The following is a 15,486-nucleotide window of genomic DNA, read 5'->3' on the forward strand; positions in this document are numbered from 1 at the left end:
CTTACTCCTTTTCTAGTTGCTTTGCTTCATTCCAAAATGCATCTAATTGTTCTAATGTAAAATCGGAAAATGGTTTTCCACTTGCCTTTACCTGTTGCTCAACATAGCCGAAACGTCTTGCAAATTTCTCATTTGCATGTAGCATGGCTTCTTCTGGTGATAATTTATAGAAACGTGCTAAGTTTACTAATGTGAACAATACATCGCCAAATTCATCAAGACGGGACGCATTAGAGCCTTTCGTCACCTCATGGCGAAATTCCTGCCATTCCTCGGTAAATTTATCCCATGCTCCCTCCACATCTGGCCAATCAAAGCCCACTTTTGCAGCTCTTTTTTGATAATTGTAGGCTGTCTGTAATGCCGAAGATGCTCTATATTCTTCGTCTAATAAAGGTTTGTCGCTAGTTTCTTTTTCCTCAGCTTTAATAGCCTCCCAATTAGCCACAACATCATCTGCATCTTCTACTGCAACATCCCCAAAAACGTGCGGATGGCGGCGAATCATTTTTTTACTAATCGAAGCTAACACATCTTCAAGTGTAAAATAACCTTGATCTTCTCCAATTTGTGCATGCAAAAATACTTGTAACAACACATCACCAAGTTCCTCAATCATAGCAAAATCATCCTCAGCATCGACCGCAGCCAAGTATTCATGTGCTTCCTCAAGTAAATATTTTTTCAACGACTCATGTGTTTGCTTTTGATCCCAAGGACAGCCATTTGGACCTCTCAGCGTTGCAATGATTTGACGGAATGTTGTCCAATCTCTTAATGACTCCTCCTGTGATTTTACAGGTGGTACATAGACTGTTGTTAAATTATTTACTTCTACACTTTGATCGAGTTCATAGAGTGGCACTGTGACAATCTGTTCCTGTGAAGATCCAGCCGCTGTCACAACTGTCACAGGATACTCATCATCATATTTCTCCATCAACGTTAGCTTCACTTCTGATGCACTGAATGTATCGTATACTTGAGCGATCAAGATATGCTGACGCATGTTAATGTCATGCATTGAAAAACTAGTACCATCAAGTAATTGAAAGCCTTCAATTGGATCTATTTTTAACGCACCAAAAATGGGATCTAAGAAACTCTGACCACCCTCAATGACTAGCTCAATTTCCCCTTCATTTGCGGCTGCAATAAGTAATTGCACTGTTTGCTCTGCAACTAGTGGATGCCCTGGCACAGCATACATAACATCCTCAACAGCGGTAGCTTCTATAAGTGAATCAGCTATTTCTGCATACACAGGTTGAAATGTATCGTGTTTTTCATAAACGTCGTCAAAACTTTCAAATCCCACACCCTCTGCTGCTAATTCCTCTAAAACCGGATGATCCACTGTTCGTACATATAATTTTTTAGCAGCCTTTAATTTTTTATAAACACCCATTTGCAGCTGATTAAAGTCACCTGCACCTAAACCAATAATTGTTAATGTATTCAATATTACACCTACTTCCTTGAATTTAGCCAAAGTTGGTAAACAGCCATTCTACGTCCAAACGGCAGTAAATACCATTCTTTTTCTATTAGTACTCTTTTCTTTGCAATAATTGTTAGCATAACAAACGCCCCAATAGATACTGCTGTCAAACCCGCCACCATGGCTATCATACGTGAAGACATCAAATGGTTTAACAAGGACGATACTAGCTGTAACCATATAAGAACGACGATTGTCATACTGAAGGAGGCTATACCTACTTTTTTATAAAATGCGCCTGAAGCTAATTGAATGCCAGTCAATGTTTTTAAATAAATAATTAGCAAGGTTGCTGTTAATAATAATCCTATATCATTTGCGATGGCAGCTCCTAGTACACCTAATCCACCAATTAAACGTACATTTAATATAATTTTTATTAGAAAACCAATTATGAGAAATAAAGTTGGTTTTTTTAATTTTCCATAGCCTTGTAAGATCGCTGTAAATGTAAGGATAATCGACAAAGGGACAATTTGAAATACATAGACAATCAATACTTCCGATAAGGAATTGGTTTTAAAAAGCATTTCATTTAAATAAGGCATAACTAGCATTAAGCCTAGTGCAGCAGACCAGCCGAACAGGACGGATGCTTTGTATGTTAATTGTATGAATGGCACTGCACTACGTCCCGCTTGTTTTTTCGACAAATGGGCGACAAGTGGCACAATGGCCAACGACAATGAGGATGCAATGACAACACCTAGTTGAACTAACGGTTGTCCTCGATCATAAATACCCTTCGTTTCCTTTGCAATTGTAGGAGTCATCCCATTATCAATTAATGAAGAATAGATTGTAAATGAATCGACCAATTGATAGCCAAGGAGTAGTAGACCACTCATACTGACACTCAAGCTGAGCCAAGTGACCTCTTTAATGATAGGTAAACTTGGATTACCTTGTAGATGTTGTTTAACTTGCTGTAGACCAAATCGTTTATATGAGATATAAGCAAGTAATAGCAAGGCTGTAATTTCTCCAATTACTGTACCGATAACAGCCATTTTTCCTGCACCATAAAGAGATTTAGTCGTTGTCATAATAAGAAAGGTACCTGCTAATATGACAGTTACTCTCACTGCTTGTTCAAGTACTTGGGCATAAGCAATAGGCTCCATAATTGCTCTAGATTGAAAGCTACCTTTTAAAATAGCCAGCGCCGGCATAACCAATACTACTAAGGAGCCTGTACGAATAAGTGGTGCTAATTGAATATCTCCCATTAAATGGGCAATCTTTTCAGCACCTCCAAATAAAATGGCAAAAAACAGTAGTGATAATACCGTTAAATACCTGAAAACTACCTGTGTTATAGTGCGACGTCTTTCATCACGTTCTATTGTATCAACAATACAATCATTGTCTGCAAGCATTTTAGAAATGGCTATAGCAAAGCCACTAGATGTCCAAACAACGAAGATTGAAATAACTGGATATACCTGTTGATAGATATAAAAGCCTTCATCACCTACTAGATTTTGAAAAGGCACACGGTAAATGGCACTAAGAACTTTTACAATAAGGGCTGCTATCGTCAATAAGGCGGCACCCTTCATGTAGCTTTTCATACCAAAACGTTGCGACATAAATTGCCCTCTTTCCTTCTTAACAATGCCAATAGTATAGCATATCTCAAAAGTTTGACGTGCAAGGTGGCACTACTGTTCCTATAATGATTCATCCTTATGTACGCAAAAAAGTTATTGTTCAGCCTTAAAGGTCATCGCAATAACTTTTACATGCATTAACTATTCATTTGTTTTGCTAAGAAGTTTGCAGCTGTTTCCACTACTTTGACTTCTACCTCACCAACAAAGTGTACTTTAGACAAGACGATAATACAGCCTATTGGGTCACCATTCACCATAATAGGTGTCGCACAATATGATTTTACTTGCTCATATTGTCCAGGGACAATTTCAATCGTTGTCTCCATTTTTTCTATTTTTGTGGAGCGTTCGTCCATAAAGCTTTCCGCAAAGGACGTAATGCGACGATTTATATATTCCTTTTTCCCTATCCCTGCAACAGCGATTACTTCATCACGGTCAGTGACAAATGCTGGTGTGCCCATCGTTTCATAAAGTGTTTCAACATATTCTCTTGCAAATTCCCCCAAATCATTGATGGGAGAATATTTCTTTAAAATGACTTCGCCTTCACGGTCCGTATAAATTTCAAGCGGGTCGCCTTCACGAATACGTAGCGTCCTACGAATTTCTTTTGGAATAACTACACGCCCTAAATCATCAATACGACGAACAATTCCTGTTGCCTTCATTCTAATGCCTCGCTTTCGCTACAATGAAATTTTAATTCAATGATAGTATGGTTTTTATTTGAGCAATCTATGCAAAAACTGAAGAAAAAGGATTTCACAACCATCAATCAATTTTTTTCAAAAAACGGTATTACATCAATCAACTCTTTATTAGATTACCCAAGGAATAAGTTTCTATAATTAATTCATAAAAAATATTGGAAAAAATCAATTATTCCTGTGAGCAAATATGTTAGAGATGATGATTACTGAAGCAACATGAAAAAGGCTAATCTTATCTTTTACGGTAAAAGATAAGATTAGCCTCTTAACTACTATGGCTGCTTTTTTGCTTTATCAATAATTTGCATTAGCTCTTCCAACATATCAAAGGGTTGATATTTCCCACTCTTGCGTTCATCTATTGTTAATTTTAACTGCATGCCATCCATACCAAAACCAACAGCACGCTCGAATTTCATCGATTCTTCAATAATCTTACTGCCGTCGACACTTGCCGTCCCTTGTTCTGACAATAGTATTGTAATAAGTTTTTGCTTCTCCTTTACAGATACTACTCCCGCACCTAAGCCCCAAACTTTCATTCGTGCTATTCGAAGTAAACGCTCTGTTTCAATTGGAAGATCGCCAAATCGATCCTCTAATTCCTCCATGATTTCGTCATACTCCTCCACCTGATCCATGGCTTTAATTCGTTTATACATCTGGATCTTTTGATAACCATCTGGAATGTAAGCGTCTGGAATATAAGCATCAATACTCAGCAAAATTTCTATATCTGGCTTTTCTTCTTTTTTCACGCCCGTTTGACGTTCCGCGATGGCATCCTGAAGCATTTGTGAATATAAATCAAAGCCAACTGAATCAATAAAGCCATGTTGCTGCGCTCCAAGTAAGTTTCCTGCGCCCCGAATAGATAAATCTCGCATCGCAATTTTAAAGCCTGAGCCAAGCTCTGTAAATTCTTTAATTGCTTGTAAACGTTGCTCCGCTACATCTGTCAGAACTTTGTCGCGTTGGTACATAAAATATGCATAAGCTACTCTGTTAGAACGTCCAACGCGCCCGCGTAATTGGTAGAGCTGTGCTAAGCCCATGCGATCAGCATCATGGACTATTAATGTATTTACATTCGGTATATCGACACCAGTCTCGATAATTGTTGTCGTAACAAGCACATCATAATCGCCCTCTAAAAAGGCTAAAATTACGGATTCTAGCTCTGATTCAGTCATTTTTCCATGAGCAAAGCCTATCCGTGCTTCAGGGACCAGCACTTGAATCTCCTCAACCCTTCGAGCCATATCCTCTACCCGATTATATAAATAAAATACTTGTCCGCCACGTGCCATTTCCCTCTCAATAGCTTCTCGTACTAATGCCCCGCTGTGCTCCATCACATATGTTTGAACTGGGAAACGATTAGCAGGAGGCGTCTCAATAACAGATAAATCTCGGACCCCTACCATGGACATATGAAGTGTCCTTGGGATGGGTGTAGCTGTTAATGTTAAGACATCGACATTTGTCTTTAACTGCTTAATTTTTTCCTTATGCGTCACACCAAAGCGTTGCTCTTCATCCACAATTAGCAGACCAAGGTCTTGAAAAATTAAATCTTTAGATAAAATACGGTGTGTTCCAATAACTATATCGACTCGGCCCTCTTTTAAGCCCTTTAATGTAGCTGTTTGCTCCTTTTTCGTCCGGAAGCGAGATAACAATCCAACATTAATGGCAAAGTCCTGAAAGCGCTCACGAATAGTCTCATAATGTTGCTGAGCTAGAATAGTTGTAGGGACAAGGAATGCCACTTGCTTTCCATCTTGAATAGCCTTAAATGCGGCACGAATGGCTACCTCTGTTTTACCATAGCCTACATCACCACAGACTAAGCGGTCCATAGGGCGTTCACGTTCCATATCTCGTTTTACTTCAACAATTGAACGTAGTTGATCTTCTGTTTCTTCATAGGGGAACATCGCTTCAAAATTACGCTGGTCATCGTTATCAGGTGTAAAAGCATGCCCTTTCTCTGCTTCACGCTTTGCATACAGCTTTATTAAATCATCCGCAATATCCTGTACAGCAGAGGATACCTTCGCTTTCGCCTTTTTCCACTCTGCTCCACCTAATTTATGTAGCTTTGGTTCTCGATCCTCTGACGCCACATATTTTTGGATTAAGTCTATTTGCTCTACGGGTACATATAATTTATCGTCTGCACGATATCGAATATGCAGGTAATCCTTATGTGTACCATTAACCTCTAATGTCTCTACACCAATATATTTACCAATCCCATGATGAACATGTACAACATAATCACCTGGCTTAATTTCCGTATAACTTTTAATACGTTCAGCATTGGTCATTTTTTGTGTGCGTGCTTTTTTCTTTGCCTGCTGTTTAAAGAGCTCGTCTTCTGTTACAATCGCTAAACGCTGCAGAGGCAATTCAAAGCCACTCGACAAGCCACCATCTACAATATAAATACCAGGTTCTGTTGGCTCACCTATCGCTGTATGAATATCGTATTCTTCAAGCATTTGCTGAACTCTTTTCACTCGTTCTTTATCCCTTGCTATGATGAGAACTGTAAATTTGCCAAGTAACCAGCGTTCAACCTCACTTTGAAGCAAGGACATTTGTCCATGAAATTGCTGCATTGGCTTGCAAGAAAAGTTGGTTGTTTTAGTAAACGTAATCCCTGCAAATGTTCGCGAAAATAATGAAAATGAAAGCTTTTGTTGTGACAACATCGCCAATATTTCTTTTAATGAGAAGGCAGGTTTGACATCATGAACCATTTTTCCCTCTTCGATTAAAGATAAAAACCATTCATCCTCTTCACGTTCCCATGCATCCATTACCTCTTGAATACGTCCAAGTTCGTCAAAAAGCACAATACCATCATATTCAAAGTAATCTCCCAAAAAGGCTGTTTTATCGTATAATAATGAGCCATATTTGTTTACATAATCAGGTAAATTTCCTTGCTGTAGCAACTCAATATCATATTGAATATGCTGATACAGAAGTTCTTTCGTCTCCTGCTTTTTCACCTTCTTTAGGCTGGCTGCTAATGCCACTTCTAAACGGTCTGCTAATGCCTGTCTTTCTGATTTCGTAAGAATGACCTCAGAAGCAGGAAGAATACGAATTTTTTGTAATTTATCAATAGAACGTTGGTCATCTGCTGAAAATGTTCGTATGGAATCAACCTCTGTATCAAATAATTCAATACGAATTGGTGATTCTAAATAAGGTGGATAAATATCTAAAATTCCCCCACGTAATGCGAACTCTCCAGGTGATGTCACCATTGAATTCCGTACATAGCCCATCTCAACTAACGTTTGCAACCATTTATCAATTTCAACATCTTCGCCTAATGCGGTTTGTAAAAAATAATGTAGCCAGTGTTCTTTTGGTTGCATTATTTTACGTAGACCAGCCACAGGTATTACATATACGGCTTTCTCCCCTCTAGCTAAGCAATCGAGCGTCGCGATTCGCTCCGCGCGAAGTTCTGGTGAAGCCACAGAAAGATCGGCTGCAATAAATTCATCTGCTGGGTAATAATGAACATGTTCTTCACCTAACAATCCAGCAAGCTCATCAACCATTTTTTGTGCCTGCAATAGATTAGGAGAGATAATATAGATTGGCTTCTTTACATATTCAAATAACACATCGACCATTACGGGGCGTGCGTTTCCTGTTAAACCTGTAATAAGCTGTGATGCAGTTTGACCGCTCTGAATTTCCTTTAAAAATGATGTAATATGTTTATCTTGCGACACAAGCTGTCGTAAAACCTCCACAGTCAAAAGCTCCTTTCAGCATAAATTCTATATTTTTATTTCTATTATTCTAGTGTTATTTTACATATCTCTATTAATGGCTGTTTTATGAAATGGAAAAAGCCTTGAACACACATAAGTGTGTCAAAGCATCCTTCCAATTATTGAATCCATTTATTGAGTGCGTGATAATCTGGATATTGTCTCAGCGAATCCTCACATTGCTCACAAATGCAGTGCACAGTCGTTTGACCATGTTGATCTTTCTCAACATAATCATCCGCTTCTCCCAATTCGAAAATATGCAACTTTCGAATTGTATCATCTGCATCAAATGGTAGTGTCCCTATTTCTACTTCACAATGCCGACATCGATAGCGAACTGACATCTCCAAATCATCCTCCTTTAAGCAACTTTCTACTTAAAGTATAGACATTTATAAAAAGGATTATGCACTTTTCACTGTCATCCTCATTGCAATAACTTAAAAATTAGAGAATTAATTTTTACCTGTAGCTAAGACTATTCACTACAAGTATTAGCTGTAATAATAGTGTAAGGCAGCTCATTACTCACCTTACACCATGCCAATTATCCAAAAACTTTAACATAAATTTTATTACTTCCATCTATTTGCTTGCGTTAAAGTGATTCATCACATCAAGAAACGGCTTTGAAAGAGATGCTTCAACAGCGTTTACAGAATTTACAATGGCGTCTTGCATAAGAACTTGGTCTTCCTTCGAAAATTTAGCTAACACATAGTCTGCTACCTTCATGCCCGCTGGTGGACGATTAATGCCCACTCGAATACGATTAAATTCCTGAGTGCCTAAATGTTGAATTAATGATTTAATGCCGTTATGACCACCTGCACTCCCTTTTTGGCGCAGACGTAATTTACCTGTCTCTAAATCCAAGTCATCATAAATGACAATTAAGTCTTCTACCTCTATGTCAAAATAGTCCATTAGGGGACCAACACATTCCCCTGATAAATTCATATATGTTAATGGTTTAACAAGTAGAACCTTTCCTTCTGGTCGATGTACAGTTGTGTACATCCCGTTAAATTTTGAATTTGTTAAAGGTGTTCCCCATTTTTCTGCTAACGCATCAATAACATCAAAGCCGATATTATGTCTTGTATGCTCATAAGGTTTACCTGGGTTTCCTAAACCAACGATAATTTTCATAAGTACCTCTCTTCTTTCAAATCTAATAGTCATTATTTTACCATATAGCACGCCTAGAAAGCATTTTGTACAATTGTTAAAAGGCATAAAAAATAAGGCTAACAAGAAAGCTATAGCCTTCTTATTAGCCTTAAGCGTATTTATTTTTATACTGACTCTTGCCCTTCTTCATTTTCTGTAGTCTCTTCCTCTACAGAAACAGGCGCCACAATGGTTACTAACATATACTCATCTTCACTAATAATTTCAACAGATGTAGCATCGCGAATATCTGCTACTGTTAGGGATTCCCCAATTTTCAACGATGAAATGTCCACATCAATTGATTCGGGTAACTCTGTTGGCTTTACTTTAACTTTTAATTCTAAGTTAGGCTGCATTAAAATACCGCCCTCACTCACACCAACTGACTGTCCAAGTAATTTAATCGGGACATCAGCTTCTAGCTCTTCCGCCATATTAATGGCTAAAAAGTCAATATGATTTACTTCATCTTTCAATGAACATTGCTGAATCTCTGACACAACAGCATTCACCTTTTTCCCCTCTAACTCTAGCGAAAACACACTATTTTGCCCATTTTTTTGAATGGACTTTTTAAAATCTTTTGCAGCAATAGAAATTGGGGTTGAATCTACTTTGTAGCCGTAAATAACTGCAGGAATGGCTCCCCCTTTTCTAAGTTGGGTTAATGTTGAACGATGCCCAGTTTCGCGCTTTGTAACACTTAATACTGTACTCATACTTCTTTATTCCCCTTCCAAGAAAATTATTTACGCCTCAACAATAATTCGTTGTAGGCTATGATAATACTTAGCTCTATTTGTTTAAGGTAGAGTAAATATTATTAAGACACATTATTATTATACCCCTTTGTGAGAAGGCTCACACATAAAACACTCATCTATTTCTTCGTCTTGATGAAATAGTGTCCAATTATATAGAAAAGACCAATCTACTCAAAGAGTAGATTGGTCTTATACTTACAATATTTATTAATCAAATAGAGTACTTACAGATTTATTTTCATAAACGCGAGAGATAGCATCCGCCATTAATTTAGCTACAGAAAGCTCTGTAATTTTTGGAGATTTTTTCTCGTCTGAAAGCTGAATTGTATTTGTCACCACTAATTCTTTAATAGCAGAGTTTTCAATACGTTCAATTGCTGGACCAGATAATACAGGGTGTGAACAGCAAGCGTAAACTTCTTTTGCACCAGCAGCACGTAACGCATCTGCCCCAATTGTAATTGTACCTGCTGTATCAATAATATCATCAATCAAGATTGCCACTTTACCATCAACATTACCAACAATGTTCATCACTTCCGCAACGTTTGGTTTCGGACGACGTTTGTCAATAATTGCAATCGGTGCTTTTAATCGTTCAGCCATTTTACGAGCACGTGTTACCCCACCATGATCTGGTGAAACAATAACGATCTCATCTCCTGGAATACCTTTAGATTTGAAGTAATCAGATAGTAATGGTACTGCCATTAAGTGGTCGATTAGGATATCGAAGAAACCTTGGATTTGAGGTGCGTGTAAATCTAATACGATAACACGTGTTGCACCAGCAGTTTCAAGTAGGTTTGCCACTAATTTAGCTGTAATTGGCTCGCGCGCTTTTGCTTTACGATCTTGGCGTGCATAACCATAATAAGGCATTACAACGTTTACTGTACGAGCAGATGCACGTTTAACTGCATCTACCATAATTAAAAGCTCCATTAAATGTTCGTTTACAGGTGCAGAAGTAGACTGCACGATAAACACATCACAACCTCGAATACTTTCTTCAATGCTAATTTGAATCTCTCCATCACTGAAGTGCTTAACAGAAGATTTACCTAATTCTACGCCCATTTCCTGCGCAATTTCTTGAGCTAATGGATTATTAGAATTAAGTGAAAATATTTTTAATTGTGAGTTTGCATAATGATACGGCATGATGGCCTCCTGTTTAGTTGATAATTATTTTGAATTTAATTTGCTTACATAATTCGGTTTGTTTTCTTGTCTTGCACGAGCTATGGCAAGTGCATCTTCAGGAACTTCTTTTGTAATTGTAGAACCTGCTGCAATAAATGAACCTTTTCCAACTTTCACTGGCGCTACTAAGTTAGTATTACATCCTACAAATACATCATCTTCAATAATTGTTTTGAACTTGTTTTTTCCATCATAGTTTACTGTAATGGAACCACAACCAATATTGACGTTACTACCGATCTCAGCATCGCCAATATAACTTAAATGTGAAACTTTCGAGCCATTATCTAGCTTGCTTTTCTTCACTTCTACAAAGTTACCAATTTTGACATGACTACCGATGTCTGAAAGTGGTCGAATATGAGCAAATGGCCCAATAGCAGTATCCTCTGCAATAGCGCTTTCACGGACAACTGAAGAATGTATAGTTGTACGATCACCAACGCGGCTATCTATGATTTGAGTGTTTGGCCCGATAATGCAATCTTCACCGATCACAGTAGCACCTTCAATCATTGAGCCAGGTTGAATCACCGTATCACGCCCAATAACTGCATCTGCACTAATATGCGTTGTTTCAGGATGGATAATTGTTACACCATTCCGCATATGCTTCTCGTTGATTCTTGTACGCATTAATGTCTCGGCTTGTGATAAAGCCACGCGATCGTTAACACCTAGTGTTTCTTCAAAATCATCAGTGACATATGCTTCAACAATATCACCTTGCTTTTGTAAAATTTCAATGACATCTGGTAAATAGTATTCACCTTGAGCATTATCATTTTTCACAAGCTTCAATGTTTCAAATAATAATTTGTTATCAAAGCAATATGTGCCTGTGTTTATTTCTTTTACTAATTGCTGCTCTGCTGAAGCATCCTTTTGTTCAACAATTTGCTCCACCTGTCCGTTACTGCCACGTAATATACGGCCATAGCCAGTTGGATTTTCAGCAATTGCAGTTAAAATAGTTGCTTTAGCATTCTTTGCTTGATGATGTTCGAATAGAGCTTGCATCGTTTCAGGACGAATTAGTGGTGTATCTCCACATACAACTAATGTTGTACCTTCTTCATTACCTAAAATGGCCTCTGCTTGTTGCACAGCGTGCGCTGTACCTAGTTGTTCAGCCTGCAGCACATACTCACTTTTATCACCAAGCTGTTGTTGCACTTTTTCAGCACCATGTCCGACAACCGTTACAATGCGATTCACATCTAACGTCTGAATATGATCCACCACATGTTGTACCATTGGTTTCCCACATACTGGATGGAGCACTTTATATAATTTGGACTTCATACGTGTACCTTGACCTGCAGCCAAAATGACAGCAAAAATATTGCTCATCTGTAAGTCCTCCAATACGCTCATTTTCTCTTATGACTATATAGCAAAATTCATCTATTTTCAAGGCATGTAGAGTTGACAAAAACATGAATTCCTAAATCCAATGCACCTTATGCTCGAATGTCATGAAGTATATCCTGAAATTGCTCATATTATCTTTTTATCAAAATAAAAAGAACCCTTCCAACTAGAAGAGTTCTTCCTATCTTTTTTACCGTAAGTTTGTAACATATCCTTAAAAAGTAAGTTATTTACTATTTATTACACACCGATTCCCTCTAATTCTTCTTCTTTACCAGCTTCCTCTATTTCACTAGAGTTATGATACTGGTTTAAAATGATCTCCTGAATTTTATTTCGAGTATCAGAATTAATTGGATGAGCAATATCTCTAAATTCCCCATCTGGTGTTCGTTTACTAGGCATAGCTACAAATAAACCAGTATTTCCATCAATGACACGAATATCGTGAACAACAAACTCATTATCAAGTGTAATGGAAGCAATCGCACGCATGCGACCATCCGTCTGTACCCGACGTAATCTCACATCAGTAACTTCCATTTTCTCACCACCTCTCTTCTTGGATGCCTAAATGAAAATATTATATTCTCAATTACCGAATATTTTCCTTTTCATAGTCTATCAAATTTTCTAAAAAATTTGAATACTTATTAGAATAATATTTTTTCTTATATACGTAATTTTTGACAATTGTTTGTCGGCGTAAAAAAACCCACTAAAAAGAATAAAGATTCTCTTTAGTGAGCTTAATAAGTTTTATTTATTTTACGATTGCGATTACTTCGATTTCTACTTTTACATCTTTCGGAAGACGGGCTACCTCTACAGCTGAACGAGCTGGTTTATGATCACCGAAATGATTTGCATAAACTTCATTCATCGCTACAAAGTCATTCATATCTTTCATAAAGACCGTTGTTTTCACAACATTATCTAAAGAAGTTCCAGCTTCCGCTAAAACAGCTTTTAAATTAGCAAATACTTGATTTGTTTGTACAGTTATATCTCCTTCCACTAAATCACCTGTAGCTGTTAATGGAATTTGACCAGAGCTATAAAACATACCGTTAACAATAATACCTTGTGAATATGGTCCGATTGCTGCTGGTGCATTTGTTGTTGCTACTACTTTCATTTGTCATGTCCCCTTTTAGAAAAATAGTTACCTTCACTTAATGCAATTGTTCGATCTTTTTCATTAACTTCATGAAGCTTTACAAGTGAATAATAATCGTCTACTAATGTTTCGTCCGCATGCTCAGCCTCCACAAGCACTGCAATGCCTGCTAGCTGACAGTCAAACTCCTCTAAGAGATTTTTCATACCATTCATAGTACCGCCGACCTTCATAAAGTCGTCAGTAATTAATACACGTTGTCCACTCTTCATGCTTCTTTTTGATAATACCATTGTCTGAATTCTTCTGGAAGAACCAGATACATAGTTAATGCTTACTGTAGAACCTTCTGTTACTTTACTATCTCTTCTCACAACAACCACTGGTACATTTAAATGTCTTGCAATGGCATGAGCGATGGATATCCCTTTAGTTGCTACTGTCATTATGACATCGATTTGTTGATCTGCAAAGGCCGAAGCAAAGACCTTTCCTACACGATTAATTAAATCTGGGTTTCCAAGCAAGTCTGTCATAAATAAGTAACCACCTGGTAACAATCGATCTGAATGTTCTAGCTCTGCTTTTAAATCTTGAATCACTAAACGTACTTCAGCCTCGGACATTTTCGGAATATATTTTACTCCTCCTGCAGCACCCGGCACTGTCATCAATAACCCGATTCCTTTTTCTTCGAATGTTTCTTTTACAATCGTTAAATCTTCACTAATGGATGACTTAGCAGATTGATATAGTTCTGAAAAATAAGTTAGCGGGATCAGCTGATGTGGATGTTCTAGTAAGTAGTACGTCATATCAACTAGTCGTTCACTACGCTTCCATTTCATGCGACCCTCTCCTAAACACGAATATTTATAGGTAAAATTAACACAAATTTGCGTTTCTAAGCAAGCGTATTTCGCTCACCCAAAATTCGTACTGCATAAACTTCCTCACAAAAACCACGTAAACCATTATAAATGCGACTTACACGAGCTTCACTATCCACTAGCCCAAATACAGTTGGACCGCTTCCACTCATTAGCGTGGCATCTGCCCCAAAGCGCTTCATTTGTTCCTTTAACATCACAACTTCTGGGTGTAGCTTAAATGTTACAGTTTCCAAAACATTTCCTAATGAAGAACATAATAGCTCATAATCTTTTGTCTCTATAGCTTGTATCATCTGCTGTGTATTGGGGTGTTGCAGTCCTTCAATCTTAAGACCCCCATAAACTTCTGCTGTCGACACACCAATTTTAGGCTTAGCTAGTACAACCCAACAATTAGGTGGAGCTGGTAATTCCTTTATTTTTTCGCCTCGTCCTGTAGCGAGTGCCGTGCCTCCGTAAACACAAAACGAAACATCCGAACCAATTTTAGCACCAAGTTCCGCTAATTCATCTATTGATAAACCTAAATCCCACAGTTCATTTAGCCCTTTTAATGTTGCAGCTGCATCACTACTACCTCCTGCGAGTCCTGCTGCTATAGGGATTTCCTTTTCAATCGTAATGGATACACCTTGTCTAATGCCATATGTATCTTTAATGAGACGCGCTGCCTGATAAGCAAAATTACGATGGTCATTTGGTACAAAATTATCTGTTGAAATTATTTGAATAACACCATCTTCTCGAGATTCAAGACTGATACGATCAGCTAAATCGACTGTTGTCATAACCATCTCCACTTCGTGAAAATTATCCGGTCTTTTATAAAGTACATCTAATGTTAAATTGATTTTTGCAGGCGCCTTTACATAAAGCATCTTTCTTCCTCCTTATAGCTACACGTATAAACAGTTCTTTTTTTCGCGCAAGATTATTCATTTTATTTTACCATATTGAGAATACGAAAATGGAAAAAAAGAACCGTTTACCCTATTCGGAGTAACGGCTCTCTCTCGTCAGTTGTATTTGTTGTGTCAGTAAGGATTTTCATCCCTGCTGAATGAAACTTTATAAGATGACTATTTTAGCAAAAACAGTCTACTTACGCTCTTGCTCACTACTTGCCCGTTCTGCCATTTCTATGGCACGTTTGACCATATTACCAGCATCACGAGCTTTTATGCCGCCCCAGCCTTCCTTTTGCACAACATCATAAAATCCAAGTTCTTTTGCGATCTCTTCTTTTAAACGAGGTGACATGATACCTTTTCTAGGCATATAAACTCCTCCTTTAACAACTGACGAATTTAG

The 15,486-nt window shown here is 37.8% G+C and carries 14 protein-coding genes; all 14 read right to left on the reverse strand.

The features are described from left to right. Position 1: 1 nt before the first annotated feature. On the reverse strand, positions 2-1,462 hold the full coding sequence (gene mazG / locus HXV90_RS15065; RefSeq protein WP_269897528.1) for a bifunctional methyltransferase/pyrophosphohydrolase YabN: 1,461 nt from the start codon (positions 1,460-1,462) through the stop codon (positions 2-4). Positions 1,463-1,470: 8 nt separating this feature from the next. Further along, positions 1,471-3,093 carry a putative polysaccharide biosynthesis protein gene (locus tag HXV90_RS15070; RefSeq protein ID WP_269897529.1) on the reverse strand — a complete coding sequence of 541 codons (1,623 nt, stop codon included), beginning with the start codon at positions 3,091-3,093 and terminating at the stop codon, positions 1,471-1,473. A gap of 158 nt (positions 3,094-3,251) precedes the next feature. Beyond that, positions 3,252-3,788 (reverse strand): stage V sporulation protein T, encoded by a 537-nt coding sequence (spoVT, locus tag HXV90_RS15075; protein ID WP_004229174.1) that lies wholly within the window; start codon positions 3,786-3,788, stop codon positions 3,252-3,254. Between the two features lie 314 nt (positions 3,789-4,102). Next, positions 4,103-7,615, reverse strand: coding sequence for a transcription-repair coupling factor (gene mfd, locus HXV90_RS15080; protein WP_269897530.1), 3,513 nt, complete (start codon positions 7,613-7,615; stop codon positions 4,103-4,105). Between the two features lie 140 nt (positions 7,616-7,755). After that, positions 7,756-7,983, reverse strand: coding sequence for an anti-sigma-F factor Fin (locus tag HXV90_RS15085; RefSeq protein WP_016993788.1), 228 nt, complete (start codon positions 7,981-7,983; stop codon positions 7,756-7,758). A 241-nt stretch (positions 7,984-8,224) separates the two neighbouring features. Further along, positions 8,225-8,791 carry an aminoacyl-tRNA hydrolase gene (gene pth / locus HXV90_RS15090; RefSeq protein WP_016993791.1) on the reverse strand — a complete coding sequence of 189 codons (567 nt, stop codon included), beginning with the start codon at positions 8,789-8,791 and terminating at the stop codon, positions 8,225-8,227. A 146-nt stretch (positions 8,792-8,937) separates the two neighbouring features. Then, positions 8,938-9,534, reverse strand: a complete 597-nt coding sequence (locus HXV90_RS15095) for a 50S ribosomal protein L25/general stress protein Ctc (protein ID WP_048395452.1) — start codon at positions 9,532-9,534, stop codon at positions 8,938-8,940. 252 nt (positions 9,535-9,786) lie between these two features. Then, positions 9,787-10,746 (reverse strand): ribose-phosphate diphosphokinase, encoded by a 960-nt coding sequence (locus HXV90_RS15100; RefSeq protein WP_004229183.1) that lies wholly within the window; start codon positions 10,744-10,746, stop codon positions 9,787-9,789. A gap of 24 nt (positions 10,747-10,770) precedes the next feature. After that, positions 10,771-12,141, reverse strand: a complete 1,371-nt coding sequence (gene glmU / locus HXV90_RS15105) for a bifunctional UDP-N-acetylglucosamine diphosphorylase/glucosamine-1-phosphate N-acetyltransferase GlmU (RefSeq protein ID WP_103117249.1) — start codon at positions 12,139-12,141, stop codon at positions 10,771-10,773. A gap of 261 nt (positions 12,142-12,402) precedes the next feature. Next, on the reverse strand, positions 12,403-12,705 hold the full coding sequence (spoVG, locus tag HXV90_RS15110) for a septation regulator SpoVG (protein ID WP_269897531.1): 303 nt from the start codon (positions 12,703-12,705) through the stop codon (positions 12,403-12,405). Positions 12,706-12,925: 220 nt separating this feature from the next. Continuing rightward, a complete protein-coding gene (locus HXV90_RS15115; protein WP_004229189.1) occupies positions 12,926-13,300 on the reverse strand; it encodes a RidA family protein in 375 nt (124 codons plus the stop codon). Continuing rightward, positions 13,297-14,130, reverse strand: a complete 834-nt coding sequence (purR, locus tag HXV90_RS15120) for a pur operon repressor (protein WP_004229190.1) — start codon at positions 14,128-14,130, stop codon at positions 13,297-13,299. Before purR ends, HXV90_RS15115 begins: the two co-directional genes overlap by 4 nt. 56 nt (positions 14,131-14,186) lie before the next feature. Further along, the gene (ispE, locus tag HXV90_RS15125; RefSeq protein WP_269897532.1) at positions 14,187-15,053 is read right to left on the reverse strand and encodes a 4-(cytidine 5'-diphospho)-2-C-methyl-D-erythritol kinase; all 867 of its coding nucleotides are present in this window, start codon (positions 15,051-15,053) and stop codon (positions 14,187-14,189) included. A 220-nt stretch (positions 15,054-15,273) separates the two neighbouring features. Further along, positions 15,274-15,453, reverse strand: coding sequence for a small, acid-soluble spore protein, alpha/beta type (locus tag HXV90_RS15130; protein WP_004229193.1), 180 nt, complete (start codon positions 15,451-15,453; stop codon positions 15,274-15,276). Positions 15,454-15,486 lie beyond the last annotated feature (33 nt).

Source organism: Lysinibacillus sp. JK80 (genome assembly GCF_027557635.1).
Classification (GTDB): domain Bacteria; phylum Bacillota; class Bacilli; order Bacillales_A; family Planococcaceae; genus Lysinibacillus; species Lysinibacillus capsici.

What these genes read in the sequence shown, in the direction of transcription:
- HXV90_RS15070 (WP_269897529.1), bottom strand. Translation starts at nt 3,093, where the DNA reads ATGTCGCAACGTTTTGGTATGAAAAGCTACATGAAGGGTGCCGCCTTA.
- spoVT (WP_004229174.1), bottom strand. Translation starts at nt 3,788, where the DNA reads ATGAAGGCAACAGGAATTGTTCGTCGTATTGATGATTTAGGGCGTGTA.
- HXV90_RS15085 (WP_016993788.1), bottom strand. Translation starts at nt 7,983, where the DNA reads ATGTCAGTTCGCTATCGATGTCGGCATTGTGAAGTAGAAATAGGGACA.
- pth (WP_016993791.1), bottom strand. Translation starts at nt 8,791, where the DNA reads ATGAAAATTATCGTTGGTTTAGGAAACCCAGGTAAACCTTATGAGCAT.
- HXV90_RS15095 (WP_048395452.1), bottom strand. Translation starts at nt 9,534, where the DNA reads ATGAGTACAGTATTAAGTGTTACAAAGCGCGAAACTGGGCATCGTTCA.
- HXV90_RS15100 (WP_004229183.1), bottom strand. Translation starts at nt 10,746, where the DNA reads ATGCCGTATCATTATGCAAACTCACAATTAAAAATATTTTCACTTAAT.
- glmU (WP_103117249.1), bottom strand. Translation starts at nt 12,141, where the DNA reads ATGAGCAATATTTTTGCTGTCATTTTGGCTGCAGGTCAAGGTACACGT.
- spoVG (WP_269897531.1), bottom strand. Translation starts at nt 12,705, where the DNA reads ATGGAAGTTACTGATGTGAGATTACGTCGGGTACAGACGGATGGTCGC.
- HXV90_RS15115 (WP_004229189.1), bottom strand. Translation starts at nt 13,300, where the DNA reads ATGAAAGTAGTAGCAACAACAAATGCACCAGCAGCAATCGGACCATAT.
- purR (WP_004229190.1), bottom strand. Translation starts at nt 14,130, where the DNA reads ATGAAATGGAAGCGTAGTGAACGACTAGTTGATATGACGTACTACTTA.
- ispE (WP_269897532.1), bottom strand. Translation starts at nt 15,053, where the DNA reads ATGCTTTATGTAAAGGCGCCTGCAAAAATCAATTTAACATTAGATGTA.
- HXV90_RS15130 (WP_004229193.1), bottom strand. Translation starts at nt 15,453, where the DNA reads ATGCCTAGAAAAGGTATCATGTCACCTCGTTTAAAAGAAGAGATCGCA.